The organism is Flavobacterium sp. FlaQc-49 (assembly GCF_044005985.1).
Lineage (GTDB): Bacteria > Bacteroidota > Bacteroidia > Flavobacteriales > Flavobacteriaceae > Flavobacterium > Flavobacterium cupriresistens.
Window position 1 is genome coordinate 181,750 of sequence record NZ_JBIPCS010000002.1, and the last position, 24,653, is coordinate 206,402.

At 34.9% G+C, this 24,653-nt stretch carries 24 protein-coding genes; 19 read left to right on the top strand and 5 right to left on the bottom strand.

What is annotated here, in order from left to right; genetic code table 11:
- Positions 1–221: 221 nt before the first annotated feature.
- The 5 genes from ACHRV3_RS04055 to purU all read left to right on the top strand — a co-directional run bounded on the left by ACHRV3_RS04055 (position 222) and on the right by purU (position 5,056).
- Positions 222–1,832, top strand: a complete 1,611-nt coding sequence (locus ACHRV3_RS04055) for a murein L,D-transpeptidase (RefSeq protein WP_395433405.1) — start codon at positions 222–224, stop codon at positions 1,830–1,832.
- Between the two features lie 129 nt (positions 1,833–1,961).
- Positions 1,962–2,381, top strand: a complete 420-nt coding sequence (locus tag ACHRV3_RS04060; protein WP_047775792.1) for a cytochrome c oxidase assembly factor Coa1 family protein — start codon at positions 1,962–1,964, stop codon at positions 2,379–2,381.
- Positions 2,382–2,406: 25 nt separating this feature from the next.
- On the top strand, positions 2,407–3,027 hold the full coding sequence (locus ACHRV3_RS04065; protein ID WP_395433406.1) for a hypothetical protein: 621 nt from the start codon (positions 2,407–2,409) through the stop codon (positions 3,025–3,027).
- Between the two features lie 318 nt (positions 3,028–3,345).
- Positions 3,346–4,065 (top strand): DUF4197 domain-containing protein, encoded by a 720-nt coding sequence (locus tag ACHRV3_RS04070; protein ID WP_047775635.1) that lies wholly within the window; start codon positions 3,346–3,348, stop codon positions 4,063–4,065.
- A 136-nt stretch (positions 4,066–4,201) separates the two neighbouring features.
- On the top strand, positions 4,202–5,056 hold the full coding sequence (gene purU, locus ACHRV3_RS04075; RefSeq protein ID WP_395433407.1) for a formyltetrahydrofolate deformylase: 855 nt from the start codon (positions 4,202–4,204) through the stop codon (positions 5,054–5,056).
- A 177-nt stretch (positions 5,057–5,233) separates the two neighbouring features.
- On the opposite strand, the gene katG is transcribed toward purU, so the two are convergent.
- From katG to ACHRV3_RS04095, 4 genes are all read right to left on the bottom strand, one after another.
- Entirely contained in the window at positions 5,234–7,438 is a 2,205-nt protein-coding gene (katG, locus tag ACHRV3_RS04080; protein WP_395433409.1) for a catalase/peroxidase HPI, read from the bottom strand.
- A 611-nt stretch (positions 7,439–8,049) separates the two neighbouring features.
- A complete protein-coding gene (locus tag ACHRV3_RS04085) occupies positions 8,050–8,850 on the bottom strand; it encodes an ABC transporter substrate-binding protein (protein ID WP_230005087.1) in 801 nt (266 codons plus the stop codon).
- A 178-nt stretch (positions 8,851–9,028) separates the two neighbouring features.
- The gene (pyrF, locus tag ACHRV3_RS04090; protein WP_047775788.1) at positions 9,029–9,847 is read right to left on the bottom strand and encodes an orotidine-5'-phosphate decarboxylase; all 819 of its coding nucleotides are present in this window, start codon (positions 9,845–9,847) and stop codon (positions 9,029–9,031) included.
- Between the two features lie 114 nt (positions 9,848–9,961).
- Positions 9,962–12,145: a DUF5723 family protein gene (locus tag ACHRV3_RS04095; protein ID WP_395433410.1), complete on the bottom strand. Its 2,184-nt coding sequence runs from the start codon at positions 12,143–12,145 to the stop codon at positions 9,962–9,964.
- A gap of 159 nt (positions 12,146–12,304) precedes the next feature.
- Here ACHRV3_RS04095 and ACHRV3_RS04100 point away from each other — a divergent pair, with 159 nt between their 5' ends.
- The 11 genes from ACHRV3_RS04100 (at position 12,305) to ACHRV3_RS04150 (ending at position 18,729) form a co-directional block, all read left to right on the top strand.
- Entirely contained in the window at positions 12,305–12,778 is a 474-nt protein-coding gene (locus ACHRV3_RS04100; RefSeq protein ID WP_395433411.1) for a Dps family protein, read from the top strand.
- 106 nt (positions 12,779–12,884) lie between these two features.
- A complete protein-coding gene (locus ACHRV3_RS04105) occupies positions 12,885–13,070 on the top strand; it encodes a CsbD family protein (RefSeq protein ID WP_047775628.1) in 186 nt (61 codons plus the stop codon).
- A gap of 162 nt (positions 13,071–13,232) precedes the next feature.
- Positions 13,233–13,784 carry an AraC family transcriptional regulator gene (locus ACHRV3_RS04110; protein ID WP_047775626.1) on the top strand — a complete coding sequence of 184 codons (552 nt, stop codon included), beginning with the start codon at positions 13,233–13,235 and terminating at the stop codon, positions 13,782–13,784.
- 20 nt (positions 13,785–13,804) lie between these two features.
- On the top strand, positions 13,805–14,254 hold the full coding sequence (locus ACHRV3_RS04115; RefSeq protein WP_047775625.1) for a response regulator: 450 nt from the start codon (positions 13,805–13,807) through the stop codon (positions 14,252–14,254).
- Positions 14,255–14,263: 9 nt separating this feature from the next.
- Complete coding sequence (locus tag ACHRV3_RS04120) at positions 14,264–16,048, top strand: CHASE3 domain-containing protein (protein ID WP_395433412.1); 1,785 nt, start codon at positions 14,264–14,266, stop codon at positions 16,046–16,048.
- 133 nt (positions 16,049–16,181) lie between these two features.
- Positions 16,182–16,751 (top strand): DUF4142 domain-containing protein, encoded by a 570-nt coding sequence (locus ACHRV3_RS04125; RefSeq protein ID WP_230005082.1) that lies wholly within the window; start codon positions 16,182–16,184, stop codon positions 16,749–16,751.
- A 44-nt stretch (positions 16,752–16,795) separates the two neighbouring features.
- Positions 16,796–17,443, top strand: coding sequence for a porin family protein (locus ACHRV3_RS04130; protein ID WP_395433413.1), 648 nt, complete (start codon positions 16,796–16,798; stop codon positions 17,441–17,443).
- Positions 17,444–17,480: 37 nt separating this feature from the next.
- Positions 17,481–17,633: a lmo0937 family membrane protein gene (locus ACHRV3_RS04135; RefSeq protein ID WP_117610295.1), complete on the top strand. Its 153-nt coding sequence runs from the start codon at positions 17,481–17,483 to the stop codon at positions 17,631–17,633.
- Between the two features lie 36 nt (positions 17,634–17,669).
- A complete protein-coding gene (locus ACHRV3_RS04140; RefSeq protein ID WP_047775618.1) occupies positions 17,670–17,954 on the top strand; it encodes a YtxH domain-containing protein in 285 nt (94 codons plus the stop codon).
- 36 nt (positions 17,955–17,990) lie between these two features.
- Positions 17,991–18,371 carry a hypothetical protein gene (locus ACHRV3_RS04145; RefSeq protein ID WP_047775616.1) on the top strand — a complete coding sequence of 127 codons (381 nt, stop codon included), beginning with the start codon at positions 17,991–17,993 and terminating at the stop codon, positions 18,369–18,371.
- 22 nt (positions 18,372–18,393) lie between these two features.
- Positions 18,394–18,729 (top strand): hypothetical protein, encoded by a 336-nt coding sequence (locus ACHRV3_RS04150; protein WP_047775614.1) that lies wholly within the window; start codon positions 18,394–18,396, stop codon positions 18,727–18,729.
- Positions 18,730–19,306: 577 nt separating this feature from the next.
- Here ACHRV3_RS04150 and prfA read toward each other — a convergent pair.
- Positions 19,307–20,383: a peptide chain release factor 1 gene (prfA, locus tag ACHRV3_RS04155; protein WP_047775612.1), complete on the bottom strand. Its 1,077-nt coding sequence runs from the start codon at positions 20,381–20,383 to the stop codon at positions 19,307–19,309.
- 402 nt (positions 20,384–20,785) lie between these two features.
- Here prfA and ACHRV3_RS04160 point away from each other — a divergent pair, with 402 nt between their 5' ends.
- From ACHRV3_RS04160 to ACHRV3_RS04170, 3 genes are all read left to right on the top strand, one after another.
- Positions 20,786–21,850 (top strand): protein kinase, encoded by a 1,065-nt coding sequence (locus ACHRV3_RS04160; RefSeq protein ID WP_395433414.1) that lies wholly within the window; start codon positions 20,786–20,788, stop codon positions 21,848–21,850.
- Between the two features lie 2 nt (positions 21,851–21,852).
- Positions 21,853–23,397 carry a hypothetical protein gene (locus ACHRV3_RS04165; protein WP_395433416.1) on the top strand — a complete coding sequence of 515 codons (1,545 nt, stop codon included), beginning with the start codon at positions 21,853–21,855 and terminating at the stop codon, positions 23,395–23,397.
- 345 nt (positions 23,398–23,742) lie between these two features.
- Positions 23,743–24,573 (top strand): hypothetical protein, encoded by an 831-nt coding sequence (locus ACHRV3_RS04170; protein ID WP_395433418.1) that lies wholly within the window; start codon positions 23,743–23,745, stop codon positions 24,571–24,573.
- Positions 24,574–24,653 lie beyond the last annotated feature (80 nt).

The window sequence follows — 24,653 nt, forward strand, 5'->3', positions numbered from 1 at the left end:
ATGTTAACAAAAAAAATCGTTTTTTTTTAATCGAGGGGTAACAATTTAAACTTTCTACGTATATAAGGTATATTAACCTACAGGACATGGTAATTTCGAAACATTTAAAAGAAATACAACAACTTGAAAAACAACATAATACATAATTTAGCTGTGTAGAAAAACCCCAAATTTTTACCACGACTTTTCAAACTTAAGTAGTAACGTAAAAATTTAATGCAATGAAAACAATATATCTCTTCACCATCATTCTATTCACTGGTTTAATAACTTCTTCCTTTGATTTGAAAAAAAATGACCCTACAGAAAATAAGAAATCACAGGATCTTCCTTCTGCCTTTTCAACTAATTCTGATCCTTTAGTAGATAATGAGGTACTAAATGACTTTTTTAAAAGATATACCGATTTAAAAAAATACCAAAACAAAGTGGTGGCCTTGTACAAAAACAGATCGTATGAATCGATTTGGTTTGAAGACAATAAAATCAATGAATTTGGTCAGTTGTTACACCAAAAATTAAAATCAACACATGAGGAAGGATTAGAAATTGAAATTCCTTACGAAAATGAAATTGATAAAATTTTCAACAAAAAAGTGAAAGAAAGACCTTCGAAATCTGATTCTGATCTGTTATTAAGTGCTGCTTACATTATCTATATGAGCCAGGTTTATGAAGGACTAGATGCAGAAACGGTAAAAAAAACCGGTTGGCTTCTACCTAAAAAACAATTGTCTTATGAAACTTTATTAGATTCTCTTATTGTAAATCCTGCTTTACTGGAGAAAAATGATGAACTGCTTTTTGATCAGTATTATAAATTACAAGGCGCGCTGGAAAAATACAGACAAATCGAAAAAGACGGTACATGGACACCAATTAGAACAGAAACTCCTTATAAAGATTTACGTCCTGATGCTGTTTCGAATACAATTGCTCAGGTGAGAACACGATTGATGGTTATGGGGGATTTAAAACAGGATTCTAAAAGTAATGTGTATGACAGAGAACTGATGGATGCTGTAATGAAATACAAATTAAGAAACGGTTTTAAACCCAATTACATTCTGGCCGAAGAACATATTAAAGACATGAACACGCCTATTGCCGATAAAATCAAAATATTGACGGTTAATATGGAACGTTGCCGTTGGATTTCTCCAAAATTGATCAAAGACAAAGAATACATCATGGTTAATGTTCCTTCTTTTGAATTGGTGTATGTAAAAAACGGAAAAACAGCCTTAGCATCCCGCGTATTTGTGGGTTCAGCATTGACTAAAACATCAATTTTTAGCGGTAACATTGACCGAATTGTTTTCAGCCCGTATTGGACTGTACCACAAAGTATCGTTGACAACGAATTAAAATTAAAAATGGCCGCTGATAAAAATTATCTGGCCGATCATAATATGGAAATGGTAAATGGTCAGGTGAGACAAAAACCGGGCCCTGAAAACTCTCTTGGACTGGTGAAATTTATTTTCCCTAACCCTGAAGATATTTATATGCACGACACACCGGCAAAAACGTTATTCGATTTTGAAAAAAGAACCTTCAGCCATGGTTGTATTAATGTAAAAGAAGCAAAAAATCTGGCTATCGCCATGCTTAAAGACTATCCTGAATGGACTACCGACAGAATAAACAAAGCTATGGAAGGGAAAGAAGAGACTACCTTTAAATTAGCGAACAAAGTACCTATTTACATCTGTTATTTTACTTCATGGGTGAATGAATCCGGGGAAATAAGCTTCTTTAGAGATGTTTATGAGAAAGATGATGATCTGAATAAAATTATGTATCAGGAATCTGTAGCATTTAACAACTAATATTTAAATTCAAAACTAACTGATTTTTAAATTTTTTAAGCGGGGTAATTTTAAGTTTGTTTAAAATTTTGGGAGAAAAAGAATATCTTTCAAGTGTTAAACTTAAATTTAAAATTACCCTATTTTATTATGGAAGAAAATTACAATGAAGTTAAAAAAAATTGGTGGGACAGAAACTGGAAATGGTTTGTACCAACCGGATGTTTAAGCCTTATCGTACTTTTTGGTTTGTTTATTGCCGGTATTTTTTTCGGAGTTACTTCAATGATGGAAGAATCAGAGGCTTATAAAAATGCAATGAATCAGGTTCGCCATAATGAAGTAGTAATTCAAAAATTAGGAAAACCTATCGAAATGGACGGACTACCTTCCGGCAGCATTCAAATAAATGGCAATTCTGAAAATTGTGATTTAGAAATTCCGATAAAAGGTCCAAAAGGTACGGGTACTTTGTTTGTAAGTGCCCAAAAAAGAGGAACCTGGGAATACCGTGAAATGGCTGTTTATATTAAAGCTACAGACGAAAAAATCGATTTACTAAAGAAGTAAAACTCAATTTTAAAACTCTTTACTAATGAACCTACGTGTCGTTTTCTCCCTGCTTCTTCTAATTTTAAGTCTTTCCGTTTTTTCTCAAACCAAAAATAAAAGTACTTCAGCCACTAATAAAGAAGCGACCAATCCAGCATCGCAAGAGGATTATGTGACAGTATTGTGGCTGGACAAAAATCGCAACCTTCAACTCAACGATGAATTTATCAAAACAATAACAAACCAACAGCGTGCGGCATTAGGCTATATTGCAACTTCTATTGGTAACGAATGTTCTTGGGACGGGGATGAAAAACCGGACAAAAGTAATCTAAAATGTAAATTTCTATGGGCTCTTAATCTGGGCTACCAATGTTCTGACACGCATTTGTCTTTTTTAAAGAAATGGTTTAAAGAGGATGCAGCTGTTCTGCAAAACCTACAATATTGCAGTAAAACGGAATCTTCAGAAAAAAGTCAAGATTTTTTTATTGTATTAAAAATGGCTACCCTAAACAATACGATAAGAATTATTTACACTGCGGCAGGCTTTGACGAAAAAACACCTCAAAGATGGAGCTGGACGGAAGAATCTACCTATTCTTTTACAAAAAATGGAATTAAACAAATACACCGAAGAAATATCAATGGTGGTTTTAACTAAAATTATTTAAGAAATAAACTCTTTTTTTCGATAAAACATCTGTAATCATTTTGCTTTACAATAGGGTCGAAAGATTTTTCTTATGATAACTACCAATCCAGAATTGGCATAAAAAACACATTCTCAAAAAAACTAAAACGCATAATATAGCCCCGATAGCAGTGAAAATCCTTTTGTGTCGGAGTTCGACACAAAAGATTGCAACGGATAGCGGGACTACTGTTAATTCTAAAACAAATTGTTTCTGCTCCTGCAATAAAATTGTGGCTTTATTTTTGAATAAGTAGTATTTTTGAAACTTATAAAAAATAAAATTTAATGAAAAAAATTATCCTTTTAATGTTCGTCTTTTCTCTTAGTTCTAATGCCCAAGTGAAAGACATTCTAAATAAACTTCCAAAATCATCTTCAAAAGTTCTAGGGGTTGGCGGTATTGATATCGCTTCCGGGTTAAAAGAAGCACTAAACAAAGGAATTACAGAGCAAGTAAGTAAATTAACAGCTGTTGATGGTTTTTATAAAAATGAAGCGGTAAAAATTTTAATGCCCGAAGAACTTCAAAAAGTAGATGCTACTTTACGCAGATTCGGTTTGGGTTCTCTTGCAGATGAAGGTGTTAAAGTATTGAATCGTGCTGCAGAAGATGCGGTTAAAGAAGCGACTCCGATATTTGTTTCTGCCGTAAAAAACATATCGATTACAGATGCTAAAAACATACTGCTTGGAAACGAAAGTGCCGCTACAACCTATCTTCAGGGAAGTACCACAAAAGACTTATACGGAAAATTTAATCCGGTGGTTAAAAGTTCATTCGAAAAAGTAGGTGCCGATTCAATCTGGACAAAAATCATTACTAAATACAACAAACTACCCTTAGTTAAAAAAGTAAATCCTGACTTAACTGATTATACAACGAATCAGGCTTTAGCCGGTGTTTTTAAAATGATTGCCGTAGAAGAAAAAGAGATCCGCGAAAATATCAAATCCAGAACAAGTCCTCTGTTACAAAAAGTTTTTGCGATGCAGGATGCTAAATAATTACTTTTAATCGCAAGGCTCTAAGTTGCTGAGTGACTAAGATCCTAAGATTTTAATTGTTTGAGAGCATAGTATAAACCTTTTCAGACTTTATATTTAAATCTAAAACCAAAAAACTATAAACAACCCGGAAAAAATGCAAAAAATAACCATTCTGATTCACTGCAAAGACCAAAAAGGAATTATCGCCGCAGTAACTACTTTTATCGCAAAAGTAGATGGAAATATTATCTATATTGATCAACATGTTGACGTGGAGCAAAATGTTTTTTTTATGCGTCTGGAGTGTGAATTTACCAATCCCAACAGTAGTATTGAAGTCATAAAAAATGAATTCAGTCAAACGATTGCCACCGATTTTCAAATGTCGTGGGATTTGTACAATCAGGAACAAAAGCCCAGAATGGCACTCTTTGTTTCAAAATACGATCATTGCTTGTTTGATATTTTGGGTCGTTACAGTGCAGATGAATTGAATGTTGAAATTCCTGTAATTATAAGCAACCATAATGATCTGCGATCGATAGCAGAGCGTTTTGACATTCCGTTTCATTGTGTTCCTTTTACAAAAGACAATAAGGAAGAAGGGGAAGCAAAACAAATTGAACTGTTAAACAAATATCAGATCAACTTTATTGTTTTAGCACGTTATATGCAGATTATTACGCCTAAACTGATTTCGCTTTACGAAAATAAAATAATCAATATTCATCATTCGTTTTTACCTGCTTTTCCGGGTGCAAAACCATATCATTCGGCTTTTAAACGTGGTGTAAAAATTATTGGAGCGACAAGTCATTATGTAACCGAGGAGTTGGACGAGGGCCCGATTATAGAGCAGGATATTGCACCGGTATCACATATTCATTCCATCGAAGATTTTATAATGAAAGGACGTGATTTGGAACGAATTGTTCTGGCACGTGCGATAAAACTTCATGCAGAAAGAAAGACAATGGTTTATAGCAATAAGACGGTGGTGTTTTCTTGAAAAAGGTACTAAGGGTCTGAGTTGCTGAGGCTCTGAGTTTTCTCCCTGAACCTTTAAAAAAATAACAAACCCGACAGGTTTTTGAAACCTGTCGGGTTTTATTTTAAATCAACTCTGAGTCTTTGCAACTAAACTTAGAACCTCAGAAACTTAGTAACTCAGAACCTCCCAAAAAAACTAAACCAAATCAAATCGATCTAAGTTCATCACTTTGGTCCAGGCAGCAACAAAATCTTTTGCAAATTTTTCTTTCGAGTCGTTTGAACCATAAATTTCAGCTACGGCGCGAAGTTCTGAATTTGAACCAAAGATAAGATCGGCTCGGGATGCAGTCCATTTGGTTTCTCCGGTTGCACGATTACGTCCTTCGAATGTTTCTCCGGTTTCGTCTGTTGCTTTCCATGTTGTTGTTAGATCTAATAAGTTAACGAAGAAATCATTACTTAGTGTATCTGTATTTTTTGTAAAAACACCTTTTTTAGACCCGTCATAATTAGCTTCTAAAACTCTAAGTCCACCAATCAAAACGGTCATTTCTGGAGCAGTCAAAGTCAATAATTGCGCTCTGTCCAGTAATAGTTCTTCTGTAATCGAATTATTATTGGCATTTTTATAGTTTCGGAACCCATCTGCTTTGGGCTCTAATGCATTAAAGGAATGTACATCCGTTTGCTCTAAAGTAGCATCTCCTCTACCCGGTGCAAATGGAACTTCGAAATTAAAACCGGCATTACCAGCCGCTTTTTCAACTGCAGCAGAACCTCCCAATACAATTAAGTCCGCTAAAGAAACCGATTTTCCTGAATTTTCAAATTGATTTTGTATCCCTTCTAAAACAGCCAATACCTTTTTTAATTGATTTGGATTGTTGACTTCCCAATTAATTTGAGGCTCAAAACGGATACGTGCACCATTAGCACCTCCACGTTTATCCGAACCACGGAATGTAGAAGCAGAAGCCCAAGCAGTAGAAACTAATTGTGCTATTGAAAGTCCGCTTGAAAGGATTTTATCTTTTAATACAGCTATATCATTTTGATTCAATTCACTTTTAGCCGCCGGAATCGGATCTTGCCAAATTAGTATTTCACTAGGAACTTCAGGCCCTAAATAACGCGCAATTGGTCCCATATCTCTATGCGTCAGCTTATACCATGCTCTGGCAAACGCATCCGCAAATTTGTCAAAATTTTCAAAGTAATCTCTTGAAATTGGCTCATAAACAGGATCTAATTTTAAGGCCATATCAGCCGTTGTCATCATTGGAGCGTGACGTTTGTTCGGATCGTGCGCATCTTCTACTGTAGTGGCAGCACTTTCATCGGAAGGTTTCCATTGGTGTGCTCCGGCAGGGCTTTTTGTTAATATCCAATCGTATTTGAATAATGTCTCGAAATAACCATTATCCCAAGTAGTAGGATTTGGTTTCCAGGCACCTTCGATACCACTTGTAATGGCATCACCTGCAATACCGGTACCATACGTACTTTTCCAGCCCTGTCCCATTTCTTCAATACTTGCCCCTTCGGGAGCTGCTCCTACTAAAGCAGCATCACCAGCACCATGCGCTTTTCCGAAAGTATGTCCACCGGCAACTAGTGCTACGGTTTCTGCATCATCCATCGCCATACGGGCAAATGTTTCTCTGATATCTCTTCCTGAACCAAGTGGATCCGGATTACCGTCCGGGCCTTCAGGGTTTACATATATTAATCCCATTTGTACGGCAGCAAGTGGGTTCTCCAAATTTCGATCACCAGTATACCTGCTATTCGCTTTATCACTGGTAGCTAACCATTCTATTTCTGAACCCCAATTTACATCTTTCTCAGATTCCCAAATATCTTCTCTTCCTCCTGCAAATCCAAAGGTTTTAAATCCCATGGATTCCAAAGCACAGTTTCCTGTCAAAATCATCAAATCTGCCCAGGAGATTTTATTTCCATATTTTTGTTTAATTGGCCAAAGTAAAAAACGAGCTTTATCTAAATTACCATTATCCGGCCAGCTATTTAGCGGAGCAAATCGTTGATTACCCGAACTTGCACCACCACGACCGTCTGATATACGATATGTCCCTGCACTATGCCACGCCATACGAATAAACAAAGGCCCGTAATGACCATAATCTGCAGGCCACCAGTCTTGGGAGTTTGTCATTAGATCATAAATATCCTTTTTGATTTCACTTAGATCTAAACTTTTAAACGCAGCCGCATAGTCAAAACCCTCTCCTAATGGATTTGACAAATTAGAATGCTGACGTAATATATCAACGTTTAAGCGATTTGGCCACCAATCTTTATTAGATGTTCCTGACCCGGCCGTTTCTTTCACTTGTCCATTATGAAAAGGACATTTACTTTGATTTGATTCACTCATTTTGTTTGTTTTTTTTTGAGACAGCTGCCTGTTTTTTTGTGAAATGGTAATTTTTTCACAAAACCACATTACACTGATATTTAACGTTTTATCAAATATACAAACAAAAGCTTTCGATATTCATAAACAAAATTGATTGTTATTATATTTTAATAACCAAAAGTTATTTAACGCTACAGAAAGCTCAGAACAGTGTATTAAAAAATCTTAACTTATGTTCAACAAAGTAATAACAAAACCTTAACAGCAAACGATTCATATATGTCTGATCTTTGTAATGTAATAAACTGGTTATTTATTATTTTGGTTTTGGTTAGTTAAATGATGCCGGCGTCTTCGAGATGCCGGCATTCTTTTTTTGGTAGAAGTTTGAAATGTTTCTGGTTTGAAATGTTTCAAGTTTGAATTGTTTCAGGTTTGAATTGTTTCAGGTTTCAAGTTTAAAGTTTCAGGTTGCTTGACTTTGCTTATTTAACCGCAAAGTACGCGAGGAGTTACGCAAAGGCCGCAAAGATTTTAATAAATACTTTGCGGCCTTTGCGTGAAAAACTTAACGATCCTTACGGTTAAACTTGAAACCTGAAACTTGAAACTTTTAAGCTTCAAACAGATTAATTCTTCAACCTTTCATGAAGTAACTTAAAGTATGGAAAGGCCTTTAACAATCTGCTGCCATGCCACGAAAACATCTCACCGTCAACAAAAACAGTCTTGGCGTGATGGGTAAAACGTCCTATTTCGAAAGCATCTTCTTCTTTGAAAGGATAAGGTTCTGAGGAAAGAAAAACCAAATCGGGATCGCCTTCCAAGCGCATTTTTTTGAGTTCGACTTCAGGATAACGCCCTTTGTCTTCGTAGATATTCTGAAAATGATTCAGTTTCAGTAATTCGTTTATATAGGTATCTTTTCCGGCCACCATGTGAGGATTCTTCCAGATAAAATAAGCTGCTTTTTTTACCGGGATGTCCTCAATATATTTTCTGAAATCGCTCAAGGCGAAAGCCAGTTTGTTATTCCACTTTTGGGCTTCGGTTCGGCAATTAAAAATTTGACCGAAATCTGAAATCATTTGAAAATTGTCTTCCAAAGTAACAATGTTCGTTACCCAAACCGGACAAATCTCACTTAATTGTGCTACAATTTCCGCCGTGTTTTCTTCTTTATTACAAATGATAATATCGGGTTGTAATAGTTTTATTTTTTCGAAATGAATCTTCTTTGTTCCGCCAACTACTTTTTTGGTCGCTTTTAAATGATATGGGTGTACACAAAACTTGGTTATCCCAATGATTTTTTCTTCTAAACCTAAATCGTATAATAATTCGGTTTGAGAAGGGACCAACGAAATAATACGTTTTGGAGCCGTTTCAAAGGTGTGTAAAGTTCCTAGCTGGTCGGGGAATTGTTTCAAAGGGGGAGATTTGTTTTATTTGTTTCAGGTTTCAGGTTTTCTTAACCGCAAAGGGCGCAAGGGGCTACGCAAGGTTCGCAAAGGTTTTTTTCTTGCGATCTTTGCTTAAAACTTTGCGAACCTTGCGGTTAAACTCACAAAGCCGATCCGACTGAGACCGAAAACCGAGACTGCAAACTTATTTATTATTAATAATCGATTCCATTTCCTGCTGTACTTTCAAAGCTTCTTCTCTTGCTTTTTCGGCAAAATCAGTTCCTTTTGAGGCGTAGATAATAGCTCTGGCAGAATTTACCAATAGACCGATTTTATCATTCATTCCGTATTTGCATACTTCAGATAAACTACCGCCTTGCGCACCAATTCCGGGAACTAACAAGAAACTATCCGGAACAATTTTTCTGATGTCTGCAAAGTACTCTGCTTTTGTAGCGCCCACCACGTACATTAGGTTTTCGCTGTTTTTCCATGTTTTAGACGTTTCCAAAACTTGTTTGTACAACTCTTTTCCATTTGTAGTTAACGTTTGAAAGTCGAAAGCACCTTCATTTGACGTCAAGGCCAACATAATAGTATGTTTGTTTTCAAAAGCCAAAAAGGGTTCAACAGAATCTTTTCCCATATACGGTGCAACGGTCACACTGTCAAAATTTAAATCTTCGAAAAAAGCTTTGGCGTACATGCTCGATGTATTTCCGATATCACCGCGTTTTGCATCGGCAATGGTAAAAATATCCGGATAATTGGCATTGATATAATTGATCGTTTTCTGAAGCGAAAGCCATCCTTTGATTCCATACGCTTCAAAGAAAGCCGTATTGGGCTTATACCCTACCGTTAAATCGTGTGTTGCATCGATTATGGCTTTATTGAATTCGAAAATAGGATCTTCAGTTTCTAATAAATGAGGTGGAATCTTCGTTAAATCAGGATCTAATCCAACGCATAAAAATGATTTTTTCTGAAGAATTTGTTCGTGTAGTTGTTGTGTTGTCATTCTTGTTTTTTTAATCCTTCCAATTCGCAAGAAATAATTCTTTTTTAGAAGTATGCAAAAATAAAAAAAGCCACTCAATTAAGAATGGCTTTTTGGTATTATATTCAATTTGGCTTATAAATTGCCTAAATAAACAATTTCTGTTCTTCTGTTTTCAGCTCTTCCTACTGCGGTTTTATTTGATTTTACCGGTTTTGAAGATCCAAATCCCTGAGAAGTCAAATTAGCAGGATTTACTCCTTTACTAATTAAAAGATCCATAATTGCTTTGGCTCTGGCTTCCGATAATTTTTGATTGGCTTTAGCATTACCAACATTATCCGTGTGACCGTTAATCGCAAATTTAGCATTTGGATAATTTTTCAGGATTTCTTTGATCGCGTCTAATCTTCCTGATGTTTCTCCTTTTCTGGCATCATTCAACGTTGCTTTACCTGTTGTAAAAAAGATCGATTTTGCTTCTACTTTTAATTGCTCTAATGTCGCTTTAGAAACTTCCGGGCAACCTTTATTTTCTTTTGGTCCCGCAATCAATGGGCAATTATCTTCATTATCCGGAATACCGTCTTTATCCGCATCTAAAACCGGACAGCCTTTGTTTTCAACCAAACCAGGAACATCAACACAAGCATCATCTTTATCTAAAACGCCGTCTTTATCCGTATCTGGCCAAGGACATCCTTTGTTTTCTACAGGACCGGCCACTTTTGGACAAGCATCAACATTGTCTAATAAAGTATCACCATCTGAATCTTTCCATGGACAACCTTTGTTTTCGATTGGACCTTTCACATCCGGACAAGCATCATCTTTATCAAAAACGTTATCACCATCTGTATCCGGCCAAGGGCAACCATTATTTTCTGCCGGTCCGGCTACTTTTCTACAAGCATCTTCTTTATCGATAACACCGTCTTCGTCTGTATCTTTAAATTTCTTTTGGTAAACCGGAATCTTCATACCCAAATGAAAATCGGCTCCTTTTGATTCTTTAGAAACTAAATTAGTCAACACAGATCCTGAACCAATAAAGAAAGCACCCACGCGAATTCCGGAACCAACCTGCATTCCGCTGTATTCCATCCAGGTAACCGGCATGTAAAAACTAAACCATCTGCTTTCGTAACGAGGAGTTAAGCTTACTCGGTCCGCGATTCCGTAACCGTTTAGTTTATTAGCCGAAACCATATTGATATCTCCGTTCAAATTCAAATAGAATTTTCTGTACATATTCCAATCCACATCAGCATGAAGTGCAGTTGGCAAATTTGTTTTTGCTCCTTTTGAAGTTGACGTTTTCGTATAATGTTCGTTTAGAAAATCGTATAAATTACTCATGTCATCGATCATCTTTTCTGTCACAACACCAGTTACATTATAGGTATCCTGTTTTGCGTTTCTGTAATCTATAGATCCAATATCTGTAACAGACAATCCAAAGCGAAGTTTGTATTTATTTAAATCTCTGAAATTATTGTCTGCCGGTTTTGCATTACTCAAATCATATTGCTCATAATCCGGTCTCCATTCGTAAACAAGTCCAAAATCAAAACCGAATCCTCTTGAACCGGAATCAAATTTGTAATCGTCATTGGCTTCAAAATCCTGACTTGCACCAATCGTAATTTCTCCTGTAGATGCCAGAACGCCAGCTTGCGGATTAGTTGTATTTTCAACATACGCTACTTTTACATCTTTTCCTTGTATATAACCGTTTACACCACCTTGCAAATACTTAGCTGTTAAACCTCCTTTTAAGAAATGTTGGTTCTTTTGGTATAAAACTGCTGCATACGAAATCCCTAATTCAGCCCATGAGTTTGAAGCTGCATTTACATTCCCGGCATCGAAGTTAAAATTGCCTGACATGTCCAATCCGTCTTTAACCTGATCTACAAGATATCCGTTAATATTTCTAACATTAGATACTGATCTGGCTCTTGTAAAAACTGCCAAAGTATGCTTCGGAGCGATGTTAAACATAAAAGACGGCCCCATAATATCAAAATTGGCAAGACCACTATTTGAGCCAGAAGGCGTCATTTTTGCTTGTTTATCAAAATCATAACCATCCTTGTAAACATCAAAAAGACGTACCCCGTACAAATCGTTTTGTACCGATCCGCTCACTGAGAATATATTGATATCGGTTTTAAAACGAGAATCAGCTATAGAAGCCGGGTTAAAAAGTACACTTTGTACACCAGCATAATTATCATGAAAATAACCGGAATAAGATTGGGCTTTGACTGTAAAAGAGGCGCTGAAAGTTAATAGAATAAGTATTTGTTTTTTCATTCAAATCGGGGTTTAAGTTAATTCGGCGGCAAAACTACAATAAAGGATTCATTCGGAGGTTACCAAAACATTGAATTCCTGTAACATCTTTGTCAAATTCTATAAAAAATAAAACAGCTCTTTATGTTAAATTTGGAATGAACCGAAAATCAAGCGATTATGATTCCAAATATTGGTATTACCACAAAAAATTTAAAGAAAAGCACGAATATATTAGCCACAATTTTATCGAATGAAATGACATTATATGTAAAAACCAGGAAATTTCACTGGAATATTTCAGGAAACAGCTTCATGGAATTGCATAAATTGTTTGAAGAACAGTATCGAATTTTAGAAAATAACATCGATGAAGTGGCAGAACGCATTAGTCAATTGGGTGAAAAAACAATTGGAACGATGCACGAATTTATCGAAAATTCAACCTTAAAAGAATCTCCCAAAGTATATGCTTCACAGAAACATATGTTACAGGAATTACTCGATAATCACGAACAACTGATTACTGAATTCAGAGCTTTTATTCCGACTTTCGAAAATGACAATCACGATGTGGGTTCTGCTGATTTTATTACGGGATTATTACAACAACACGAAAAAATGGCCTGGATTCTTCGTCGTTATCAGATTTAAAATACCATAACTGTGAATAATGTAACATTCCTAAAAATCGATGTAAGAGATAAACGATGATTAATTTGCAATTTTACAATACTATTAATCATTAAAGAAAACTATTATGAATACTACAGAAATAAAAGGAAACTGGAATGAGCTAAAAGGGAAACTGAAACAAAAATTTGCCGAACTGACAGATGATGACTTAATGTATGCTGAGGGAAAAGAAGAAGAAATGTATGGAAAACTTCAGCAAAAATTAGGCAAAACGAAGGAGGAATTTAAGCAAATGTTATCTGATTTATAAACCTTTTTTGGCCCAGAGAGAATACCGTCTGAATTTTAAACTTAGACGGTATTTTTTTCGTTACGACAAACCATAAATTTTCAAGCCCCAAAATCTTAATTAAATCTATAAGCCAACAGTAAGCATGAAAAAAATAATTATCTTTAACCCTATTTTAATCCTATGAAACTATTTATAAAGTTCGATATCAATGCGATTTGTTCCCTTTTTTTACAAGAAAAGCTGGACGAACAAAATATAGACTTTAGCACCCTGGGTTTTGGTGAAATTGAACTTACTAAAATGCTTGATGCAGAAGGACTTGAAAACTTAAAAAATTCACTAAGTCCATATGGGTTTGAAGTTGTTGAGAATCAAAAAAGTGTCTTGGTTCAGAAAATCAAAGATGCAATTATTGAACTGGTTTATGTAGATGATAACAACAACCTGAAAAGTTCTGTTTTTTTGGCGGAGAAATTAAATCATAGTTATGGCTATTTATCGAATGTGTTTTCGGAAGTAACCTATTCTTCGATTGAAAATTTCATCATTATACAAAAAATAGAAAGAGCCAAACAGTTGATGTTAGTCAATGAGATGAGTCTGACCGAAATTGCTTTTTTATTGAATTATTCGAGTGTTGCCCATTTGAGTACACAATTTAAAAACACGACCGGAATTACGCCATCCGCTTTTCAGAGGATTATAAAAAAGAGACGAGAAAATTTACAATAAATACAAATACCATAAAATAGATGCAAAAAAACGCATTACACATTTTACTCGCTGATGACGATGAAGATGACAGACTTTTTTTTAAGGATGCCTTTGAAGAAGTAAGAGTTCAAACCGATGTAACCTTCGTTCATGATGGTCTTCAATTGATGGAACATTTGAAAACACCGGACATCAAAATACCTGATATTTTATTTCTGGATTTAAATATGCCGAAAAAAACAGGTAAAGAATGTTTGAAGGAAATCAAAAAAACCGAGCATCTTAAAAACATCATTATCGCTATATATTCTACTTCGTCTTCAGAAGAAGACATCGAAGATACCTTTATTGAAGGGGCTAATATTTACATCAAAAAACCAAGTGATTTTAGTACACTGAAAAAAATTATTAATGAAGTCGTTACTTTAAATTGGCACTACCACACGTCTGGTCTTAACCGTGATAATTTTTTGTTACGCCTAAAATAATAACATTCCATGAAATGGCTACCCAAGTTTAATTCTTCAAACTCATTGAGAGTTATTTTTGTAATTGCAGTTTTCATTCTGTTATTTCTTTCCTCTATTGCATACAAACACAACCAGGATCTAAACGAATCCAGTAAGTTGGTTATGCATACATATGAAATAAACATTCAGCTGGAGCGGTTAATGTCGGCTATAAAAGATGCCGAAACCGGACAGCGCGGTTACATCATAACGCGCAATAATCGCTTCCTGAGCCCCTATCTTTATTCCCGGGACAAGGTAAATACTTCCTTTATTACCTTAAAAAAACTCACCGCAGATAATGCGAGGCAACAACAAAACCTTCGAAAACTATTTAAATTAATTATTCAGCGTTTTACTTCGTTCGAAAATTGTTTTAAATACAGCGATCCAAAAACATACGACAAAAGAAGACTAGACAATTATATGTTCGGAGGCCGAATTCTAATGGAGAACATTCGCTTTCAGGTAGACAAAATGAATGATATTGAAAAAGAGTATTTGCAAAAACGCTTGAAAATTTACGATGAGGAAATTTCTTTGGGGCCTGTTTTTTCGATCTCCTTATTCCTGACTGCCTTAACCTTCATCATACTGGCTTACAGACAAATCAGCAGAGACATTCATCGTTTGATGGTCTACAACAAAAAACTCCTGATCTCGTCCCGTTTAATGGCAGAGTCTGAAATAACAGGTAAATTTAGCACCTGGCAATGGGACTTAGACACTCAAAAAATTGATTATTCCGACAATCAATATCGTTTACTTGGCGTTAAACCACATTCATTTGTTCCCGAAAAAGAGACCTTTTTAGAATATGTCCATCCTGATGACAGAGACGCTATTGCAAATTCTATGGACGGTATTTTAAACAAAAAACAATTGCCGTTTATCTATTATAAAGTTTTACGTGCCGATCATGAAATAAGACATTTTAAATCGACCGGAAAACTACTGACGGATCAACAGGGCGGAAAAATTTTACTCGGAATTAATTTTGACATCACAGACGAGCATTTGCTAAATATAGAACTTCAGGAGCGAAATGACGAATTGGAAAAAAGCAACAAAGAGCTGGCTTCTTTTAATCATGTTGCCAGTCACGATTTGCAGGAACCGCTTCGAAAAATTCAAACGTTTATATCCAGAGTTTCTGATGCCGATAAAGCCGTTTTATCCGACAGCGCTAAAGAATACCTCAATAAAATTGAGGCCTCAGCCAAGAGAATGCGCGTTTTAATCGATGACTTACTATTGTTTTCAAGAACCAATACCACCAAAAAAGAGTTCATTAAAACCAATCTGAATGATATTTTCGAAAATGCCAAATCGGAACTAACAGAAGTTATTGACGAGAAAAAGGCAACGATCACCGTTTCTAAATTGCCTAAGCTATCTGTAATTCCCTACCAGATCGAACAGCTTTTTATTAATTTAATTGGAAATTCACTAAAATACAACCGTCCGGGTATTGCGCCTGAAATTCAGGTTGAAAGTGAAAAAGTAAACTCAGCCGACTATCATAATTTGTTAGATCAAAACGTCAAAAAGTACCACAAAATCACTTTTAAGGATAACGGAATGGGATTTGACCCACAGTTTAAAGAAACTATTTTTGTGCTCTTTCAACGTTTACACTCCAAAACAGATTATCCCGGAACCGGAATTGGCTTAGCCATCTGTAAGAAAATAGCCGACAACCATAAAGGTTATATTATAGCCGACAGTACTCCCGACGAGGGCTCTTTATTTACTGTTTTTCTACCGGATTAAAACTCAAAAAACCGACCTATAAGACGTTATATAAGCCCATTATGGGAATTATATAACGTTTCTTTTTTATGCTGTAAAATAAAATAATCATTTCGGTGGCATCTTTGTAATGTAATACTTTATGAAGTTCTAAATGAAAGCAAAACCTGACGTAAAAGCATCTATTTTAAGAGTCTTTTTTTTATTGATTATGACCCTGTGCATTTCATCATGCAAAGAAAGTGATTCAATAGAAACGACTTTAAAAAATGAGGTTTTTATTAAAAGTGACAAAGAACATACTGAAGCTTATTTTCTAATTGCGACGGCAAATATTGGTAAGTCTATTATTTCTAAAAGTCAGATTGCCGAACAAAAGAGTTCACAAAGTAGTATCCGGGAAATCAGTAAAAGAATAGAAAGTCATCAGAATCTTTTGTTAGAAGACATAAACAAAATGGCCAATAACAGGCTTGTAATCGTTACCGATATAAACGCCAACAACACGCCAGGTTTACGAGAACTAATTGATAAAAATGACGTTGACTTTGATGAAGCTTATCTTAATTCGATTGCAAAATTATTAGAACAGCAAATCAAGTTATTTGAATCCATTTCTAAAGACACAAACGACAGAGTGATTTTAAAATTTGTATTACAGTATCTACCGGAAAATTATCAGTTTTTAAGAGAAACTGCGCAAATCAGAGAACAAATAAACTAAACGCCTTTAATTAATCTATCTACTATTAACTAAATTATTTAACTATGAAAATGCAAACCAATTTTTTACTCGCCTTGACCCTTTTTTTAACAGCCTCATTTGGAATGTTGCACGCTCAAAACAATAATGTGAATACAGAGTTTGGTGTAAAAGGAGGATTCAACATGTCTAACTTATACAGCAACGACGCTGACGATGAGAATATATTGTACGGCTTTAATGCCGGTCTTTATGCAACATTACCCATTTCGGACTTTATCGCTATTCAGCCCGAGATTCTGTTTACCACAAAGGGTTCAAAACTAGACTACAATGACTTTATCGGAACTGGAAGTGGAAGTGCGAAGTTTAAATTAAGCTATATCGAAGTTCCCTTGTTAGTACGCGTAAATATTACCAAAAATTTTAATGTTCATGCCGGTGGTTATGCTTCCTATCTGGTAAGCTCCAAAGTAAGCGGTGAAGGGGATATTAACTTTAACCAAGACATAGACACCGATGATCTGAACAAATTTGACGCCGGTCTGTCAGCAGGTGTAGGAGTTGATTTCAACCCTCTAAGTATCGGATTACGTTACAATTATGGTCTTACTACAATTGGTAAAGAACGAACAGTACTAGGAACAACCTATACTTTTCCTGATGCCAAAAACAGCAATTTGACTTTATACCTCTCGTATAAGTTAAATTAAAAACAATAACTGAATATTAACCCTAAATATAAAAGCCATGTCAAACTTACTATACACAGTAGCATTGATTTTAGTTATTCTTTGGGCCCTTGGATTTTTTGTTTACAGCCTGGGAAGTATTATTCATATTTTATTAGTCATTGCTATTATCGCTATTTTATTGAGGCTTATAAAAGGCCGTGAAGTTTAAAACAACACTAATTAATAATCCAATAAATCAAATATTATGAAAACGAGCACCACAGTTTTAGGAATTTTAGGAGCCGCAGCGGCGGGAGCATTTTTAGGAGTATTATTTGCACCGGATAAAGGATCAAATACAAGAAAAAAAATCTCAGATAAATCGAAAGATTACAAAGATAATTTAAAAAGCAAAGTTGATGATATCATGCACACCATCTCTTCAAACGGTAAAGAAATTATCGAAGAAGGTAAAGCAAGATTCAATGCTGCCAAAGAAGACTTCAATACCATTAAGGAGGAAGCAAAAACCGTAAAAACGAACTACTAGAAAAAGGGAATTTTTCAAACCATAAAACCAAATATAATGGAACCGAATGCAACAACAAACGAGAACCTTAATCTTTATGAAAAGGCTGAAAATTATACCAAAACGAGTTTTGAATTAATCAAACTCAAAACAGTGTCGTCGTCTGCAGACGCGCTGTCGACCTTAACATCCAGAATAGCGGTTGGCGCTGTTGTTGCATTCTTTACCTTGTTCCTGAATATTGGACTTAGTTTATGGATTGGGAGCGAACTGGGACAGTATTATTACGGTTTCTTTATCATGGCACTGGTTTATCTGATTGCGGCCATCGTATTGCATAAAATGCAACACAAACTAATCAAGACTCCGATTGGGAATATGATTATTTCCAGTATTTTAAAAGACGAAAATACAGAAATCGATCCTGATTTAAAGTAACGTTAAATCAAAAAAGACTGTTATGGAAACTTATACTATTGATACCTTAAATCAGAGGATTCGACTACTCGAAAACCGACAGGACAGAGAATGGTGTGCCATAAAAGAGGAAATCGATGAGATCAGAGACAATCTAAAACCTCTTAACCTCATTCGGAATACCGTTGAAGAAATCAACGAAACAGTCGGTTTTAAAAGCAATTTAGCACAATCTGCGGTTAGCATCGCCATTGGCTATCTGGCCAAAAAATTCGTAGTCGGAAAAAGTGATTCTAAAATCAAAAATATCTTTGGTACACTCTTACAGTTTGCCGTAACCAATATCGTTTCTAAGCCGCACGAATCATCAAAGGAGTAATTGTCTAACTTAAATCTTATAGTATGGAAAAGTTCAATGAAGTACTTATAAAAAACGGTGTGCAACTCTACTCTAATCTATATAAATGTTTTGAATTTACGAGAGTATTTTTTGGAGTCTAGGTTCTTTGCTTAGTTGCAAAGGCTCAGAGTTGCAAAGGTTCAAATTTGAAATTTAAAATAAGACCCCGATGGATTTTAAAAAATCTATCGGGTTTTTTGTTTTTTTTGTTACTAGAAAAAGGAAAGGCTTTTTCTTTGTTTTTCAGCGACGTAACCACAATCTTGTCATTTCAAATGAGAAATCACACAAGGCGCTCCGTTTCTATTTTCCACAATTTTGTCATACTGAGGAACGAAGTATCTTCACAAGTAATTCCGCAAAGTAAAGCGCAACGCTATCGATTCAGCAAACGAAGGTCCTTCGTTCCTCAGGATGACAAACTATACGGAGTTTCTTGTGTGATTTCTCGACTTCGTTCGAAAGAACACAAATAACCAAAAAAAAGACCGTTTCACAAAGTGAAACAGCCTTTTCTATAAATCTTAGCATCTCAGTAACTCAGAACCTCAGTCCCTTAGAAAACCTCCGAAGCTTCCTTCAATTTCTCCATATTATTCACCAATTGCAGCTCAGCCACAATTTTCTGAATATCACCATTCATTATATTTCCTAAATCGTATAAAGTCAATCCAACTCTGTGATCCGTTACACGACCTTGTGCGTAGTTGTAAGTACGAATCTTAGCCGAACGGTCACCTGAACTTACCTGAGAAGTACGTTTTGTAGCATCCTCAGCCTCTTTCTTAGCCAATTCTTGTTCGTATAAACGAGAACGTAAAACCGTTAACGCTTTGTCTTTATTTTTATGTTGCGATTTCTGATCCTGACATTGCGCCACCAATCCTGTTGGAATGTGTGTTAAACGTACCGCAGATTTCGTAGTATTTACAGACTGTCCACCAGGTCCTGACGAACAGAAGAAATCCACACGAACATCGTTCATATCAATCTGTACATCAAACTCTTCCGCTTCCGGTAAAACCATAACGGTAGCTGCCGAGGTATGCACACGACCCTGAGTTTCCGTTTGAGGAACACGTTGTACACGGTGTACACCAGCTTCAAACTTCAAAGTTCCGTAAACATCTTCACCTGTAACCTCAAAAATAACCTCTTTAAAACCACCAGAAGTTCCTTCGTTCATATCTACAACCGAAGTTCTCCAACCTTGATTTTCACAGTATTTTGTATACATTCTGAACAAATCCCCTGCAAAGATACTCGCTTCATCTCCACCCGTACCAGCACGAATCTCGACCATCACGTTTTTAGCATCTTCAGGATCTTTAGGAATCAACATAAATTTAATTTCTTCCTCAAGTTCAGGCAGTCTTTCTTTTGCTTCATCCAATTGCATCTTGGCCATTTCGGTCATATCTGCATCACTTCCATCAGCAATAATTTCGTTTGCCTCTTCTATATTAGCCATCAACAGCACATATTCATCACGCTTTTCAGCCAATGCTTTCAAGTTTTTGTACTCTTGATTCAATTGCACATAACGTTTCTGATCCGAAATAACATCCGGCTGGATAATCAAATCCGAAATCTCGTCAAAACGTTGTTTTACTATTTGAAGTCTATCTAACATTTTATAATCCCTTTTATTTGGAGTGCAAAATTACGAAATTTTTGTTTATAGTTGTATGTTTCATGTTTCAAGTTTTTTAGAAGCCTATTCTCACTTAACATTAGGAGACTTATATTCTTTTTCAGGAGCTATTTCCTGCTATCCGCTGTATCTTTTCAGGCAGAGATTTTATGGTTGAATTAGACGTTTTTGACTGCCTAAAAAGGATGCCGCTGCTATCAGGGCTAGGGATTTCGGATTTTATATTGGCTTTTATGGATTTCCGTAATATTATTGAAATCTAAGGTTTTAGTTTTGAAATATATTAAATCAACTTTCTATTGTTAATTTTATATATTTGATTATCAAACCATTATTTCGCATCACTCATTTAACTAAAGAAGCAACCAATAAATTCTAAACATGTCAAATCCATTTCAACATATTCCCGAAGATCAATTAAGTGCTGTTCATTCACTCAAAGGAAAAATTCTACAAACAGGCTGGACAGTAATAGAAAAAGCCAAGTCTAAACCTGGCTCAACTGGAGGAAATTTTTCAGTTTGTTATCTTGTTGAAAAAGATGGGCAAATTGGTTTTTTAAAAGCTATAAATATTTTATCATTTCTAAACTCGAAAATTGATCTTTTAGCTTCTATGACTGAAATGTTAAACACCTATAATTTTGAAAAGGAAATTTTGAGTCGCTGTAAAAATAAAAATTTATCCAAGGTTTCTAAATTATTAGAAGCTTCATTTGAAAATTTTGAAGGTTTTCTTGTTCCTAACGTATATTATATGATTTTCGAAAAAGCTGATAGTGATGTTAGGAATCATTTGAATTTCTCCTCATTAATTGATAATGCATGGAAATTAAAATCTCTTCACAATGTTGCCACAGGAATTAAACAACTCCATACTATAAATATTTCTCACCAAGATGTTAAGCCTTCAAATGTTTTCATATTTGAAGATGGAATTTCGAAGGTAGGAGATTTAGGAAGAGCCTTAAGTGATACAATAATTGCACCACACTCTGAATTAAATTTTTCAGGTGATACGCGATATGCACCACCAGAAGTATTTCACAGTTACGTAATACCTGAATGGAAAGATAAAGTTTTTGCTATAGATTGTTATTTACTAGGAAGTATGGCTTCTTTTTATTTCACTGGACAAAACATGACGGCTCTTCTATCTCAAAAAATTAATTCCTCGATAAATATCCTCTCTCTTAATTTTGAAAATGCCTTACCTTATTGGATAGCTGCTTTTGATGAAGCTTTAGAAGTGATAAAAGATCATACCCAAGATATTGATGGACAAGATAAATTAATCGAAGCAATAAAGATGTTGTGTTATCCAGATCCAAATAAAAGAGGACATTTTAAGAATATCAAACAAATAGGAAATAATTTTCAAATGGAAAGATTTGTTGAATTGTTTAATCTTTTAGCTAAAAAAGCCGAATACAAAATTACTAAATAAAGATGGCAGATTTTTTTGAAAAAAAGGATAGACATTTAATTCCAAACTGGAGAAGTTTTGACAACACAGCAAAACTTGGTGAATTAAATGGTAGTAAAAGTATAAAATTAGATTCATCTTTTAAACCTGATATTTCAGATTTATTAGATGGATGGAACGATTCACAATCTATTGGAATTGCAGGAGATATTTTAGGAGTAGCCCTTGTTTGTAATCAATCAGACAATCAAACAGTTAAAAATATATCAAAATTTGTACTGCAAAATCAGGAAATAGCTTCTAAAGCAATAATTGAAGCTGCAAACAATATTTTAAAACCTAAAAAGGAAGAAATTCAATTGAATTTGGATATCTCTAACCCAAACGAATTTGGAATTAAAACTAACTTATTAGAAATACATATAAAAATAAATAATTTAAAAAAGAAAATAACCAACAGTCCCTACAATCCAGTTCTGTGGGTTGAAATAGCTCGATTTTATTCAATTCTAGGACAAGATAAAAGAGCTGAAAAAGCTTTATTAAATGCATTATATTTAGCACCTGAAAATCGCTACATTCTTCGCAGTATTTCAAGATTTTATGTTCATATTGGAGATTTTGATTTAGCGCATGATATAATTCGAAAAAGCAATTTGACAAAAATAGATCCTTGGCTTATGGCAACGGAAATAGCATTAGCCACTTTAAGAGAAAGAAATTCAATATTTACAAAAACTGGAATTCAACTAGTAAATTCAAATAATTTTCATCCTTTCAACGTAAGTGAACTAGCGAGTTCTGTTGCAAGTGTTGAATTAAAAAATGCAAGTGTAGCAAAGAGTAAAAAATTATTTCAACAATCACTAATCTGCCCAAATGATAATTCTCTAGCTCAAGCAGAATGGGCATCCCAAGAAGACCGAAGTCTTATGAATGTTGATCCTAACAAATTTAATTTGGTCAATTCTTTTGAGGCGTCAGCAAGAGAATTTTTTGACGAAGGAAATTGGCAAGAATCAATAAACTATTCAAAAAAATGGTTTTTTGATCAACCATTTTCTAAACTAGGAGTACTTTTTGGAAATGAAGTAGCTTCCAGAAAGTTGAGAGATAATAATCAAGCTGTTGAAATTGCGAAACTTGGTCTAATTTCACATCCACACGATCCTCACTTATTAAATAATATTATTTATGCTTTGTCTTTACAAAACAAACTTAACGAAGCCGATCACTTTTTAAAGAAAATTAAAAAAGAGGATTTAAATTCACGCAATTATGTAGGAATCTGCCTAACTGCCACTACAGGTCTTTTATATTTTAGAAAAGGTTTTCATGATCTTGGTCGAAAATATTATGCAGAAGCAATTAAAATTTCTAATGAAGAAAAACTAACATATTTAAACTCTCTTGCTATTATCAATTACATTAGGGAAGAAATTTTAATAGGCGAAAATGTGCAAGAAGCAATACCAACTATAGATAAAATTGTAAAAAATAATGTTGGAAAAGATATTGCAGAGGATGCTAAAGAAGTTCTTGAGTTATACAAAAAAAGTATTTTATAGATAGTTACTCAAAGTACTGTTTAAAGGCCGAGCTCTTCGAAGTGTTCTTTCAATACTGTGATCGCACTGTGAAGTCGCCATACACTATATCTCTTTAAGCAGGTTATTTACGTTTAAATTACTCTTTTTTCTTTACCTAAAAAGGATGCAGCTCCTATCTGGGATAAAAAAAATATTTTCAAAAAGCTTCTACACTTCCCCATAAAACTCAGAATAAGAGGATATTATTTTAACAAAAAAGAATAAAAAGCAAACTTTATTCTGTCCGTATTTTCTGTATCAATTTATATATTTGATTCTTACCAAAAAACTATTTTTTAATTATTTTTTCTAACGCTACTACTAATGAAAGAACTTATTAAAATCGGTCGTCTGTTTTATGGCATCGGCATTGTTGCTCTGGGTATACATCAACTTATTATCAAAGATTTTCGTTCCGAAATTTTATCTCCGTTTCCGGAATGGGCACATCACTATAACATCTTCCCTATTCTTACCGGAATAGCCTTAATACTGACAGGAATTATCATTTCAGGATTATTTAAAATCAAATTTGTTGACACCAAAAAAACATGTCTCTATTTAGGATTTTGTTTTCTTGCCCTCGTACTAATTTCTCATCTTCCGTATATATTCATACTCAGCCCTAAAGTTTCAGGACCACAAATTTTGATTAGCGCCTTCGAAGAACTAGCCTATAGCGGTGGCGCATTTGTCATGGCAAGCTCATTTCCAACGAACGGTTCTAATAAAAACCAAACAAGCTCCTTTACCTCATTTTTAGAAAAACTAATCCCCTGCGGACGGATTTTTTATTCTCTTCTTATACTTTTATTTGGATGCAGTCATTTTCTTTTTGCTGACTTTATCGCTACCATGATCCCTAAATGGCTACCGGTACCAATGTTTTGGACTTATTTTACAGGCGTTGCTCTAATCTGTTCCGCCATTTCAATTATTTCTAAAATAGCAATCAGACCAATTGCCTTTCTTCTGGCAATCATGCTGTTTCTTTTTTTCCTCCTCTTCCATGTGCCTTACGCCATTGCAAACCCCTCAACAGAAGACGGAAATGAAATTGTTCGTACCATTATTGCGTTGCTATTTTGTGGTATTGCGCTGGTGATTGCGGTGACAAATGGTTCTAAAAAGGCCGTTCTAATTGAGACAATATAAAATCGGTCTTTTCGCTGATTTGTGTGTGTTTTTTACGAAATTTTTCCTATCTCGATCGTTATCAGGACTGGTAGTTTTAT

Excerpts from the sequence above, each read along its gene's own strand:
- ACHRV3_RS04145 (WP_047775616.1), top strand. The coding sequence starts at position 17,991 with ATGGAACCGAATGCAACAACAAACGAGAACCTTAATCTTTATGAAAAG.
- ACHRV3_RS04165 (WP_395433416.1), top strand. The coding sequence starts at position 21,853 with ATGGCAGATTTTTTTGAAAAAAAGGATAGACATTTAATTCCAAACTGG.
- ACHRV3_RS04130 (WP_395433413.1), top strand. The coding sequence starts at position 16,796 with ATGAAAATGCAAACCAATTTTTTACTCGCCTTGACCCTTTTTTTAACA.
- ACHRV3_RS04105 (WP_047775628.1), top strand. The coding sequence starts at position 12,885 with ATGAATACTACAGAAATAAAAGGAAACTGGAATGAGCTAAAAGGGAAA.
- ACHRV3_RS04070 (WP_047775635.1), top strand. The coding sequence starts at position 3,346 with ATGAAAAAAATTATCCTTTTAATGTTCGTCTTTTCTCTTAGTTCTAAT.
- ACHRV3_RS04125 (WP_230005082.1), top strand. The coding sequence starts at position 16,182 with ATGAAAGCAAAACCTGACGTAAAAGCATCTATTTTAAGAGTCTTTTTT.
- katG (WP_395433409.1), bottom strand. The coding sequence starts at position 7,438 with ATGAGTGAATCAAATCAAAGTAAATGTCCTTTTCATAATGGACAAGTG.
- ACHRV3_RS04110 (WP_047775626.1), top strand. The coding sequence starts at position 13,233 with ATGAAACTATTTATAAAGTTCGATATCAATGCGATTTGTTCCCTTTTT.
- pyrF (WP_047775788.1), bottom strand. The coding sequence starts at position 9,847 with ATGACAACACAACAACTACACGAACAAATTCTTCAGAAAAAATCATTT.
- ACHRV3_RS04150 (WP_047775614.1), top strand. The coding sequence starts at position 18,394 with ATGGAAACTTATACTATTGATACCTTAAATCAGAGGATTCGACTACTC.
- ACHRV3_RS04095 (WP_395433410.1), bottom strand. The coding sequence starts at position 12,145 with ATGAAAAAACAAATACTTATTCTATTAACTTTCAGCGCCTCTTTTACA.
- ACHRV3_RS04120 (WP_395433412.1), top strand. The coding sequence starts at position 14,264 with ATGAAATGGCTACCCAAGTTTAATTCTTCAAACTCATTGAGAGTTATT.
- ACHRV3_RS04160 (WP_395433414.1), top strand. The coding sequence starts at position 20,786 with ATGTCAAATCCATTTCAACATATTCCCGAAGATCAATTAAGTGCTGTT.
- ACHRV3_RS04135 (WP_117610295.1), top strand. The coding sequence starts at position 17,481 with ATGTCAAACTTACTATACACAGTAGCATTGATTTTAGTTATTCTTTGG.
- ACHRV3_RS04060 (WP_047775792.1), top strand. The coding sequence starts at position 1,962 with ATGGAAGAAAATTACAATGAAGTTAAAAAAAATTGGTGGGACAGAAAC.
- prfA (WP_047775612.1), bottom strand. The coding sequence starts at position 20,383 with ATGTTAGATAGACTTCAAATAGTAAAACAACGTTTTGACGAGATTTCG.
- ACHRV3_RS04065 (WP_395433406.1), top strand. The coding sequence starts at position 2,407 with ATGAACCTACGTGTCGTTTTCTCCCTGCTTCTTCTAATTTTAAGTCTT.
- ACHRV3_RS04170 (WP_395433418.1), top strand. The coding sequence starts at position 23,743 with ATGAAAGAACTTATTAAAATCGGTCGTCTGTTTTATGGCATCGGCATT.
- ACHRV3_RS04140 (WP_047775618.1), top strand. The coding sequence starts at position 17,670 with ATGAAAACGAGCACCACAGTTTTAGGAATTTTAGGAGCCGCAGCGGCG.
- ACHRV3_RS04115 (WP_047775625.1), top strand. The coding sequence starts at position 13,805 with ATGCAAAAAAACGCATTACACATTTTACTCGCTGATGACGATGAAGAT.
- ACHRV3_RS04100 (WP_395433411.1), top strand. The coding sequence starts at position 12,305 with ATGATTCCAAATATTGGTATTACCACAAAAAATTTAAAGAAAAGCACG.
- ACHRV3_RS04055 (WP_395433405.1), top strand. The coding sequence starts at position 222 with ATGAAAACAATATATCTCTTCACCATCATTCTATTCACTGGTTTAATA.
- purU (WP_395433407.1), top strand. The coding sequence starts at position 4,202 with ATGCAAAAAATAACCATTCTGATTCACTGCAAAGACCAAAAAGGAATT.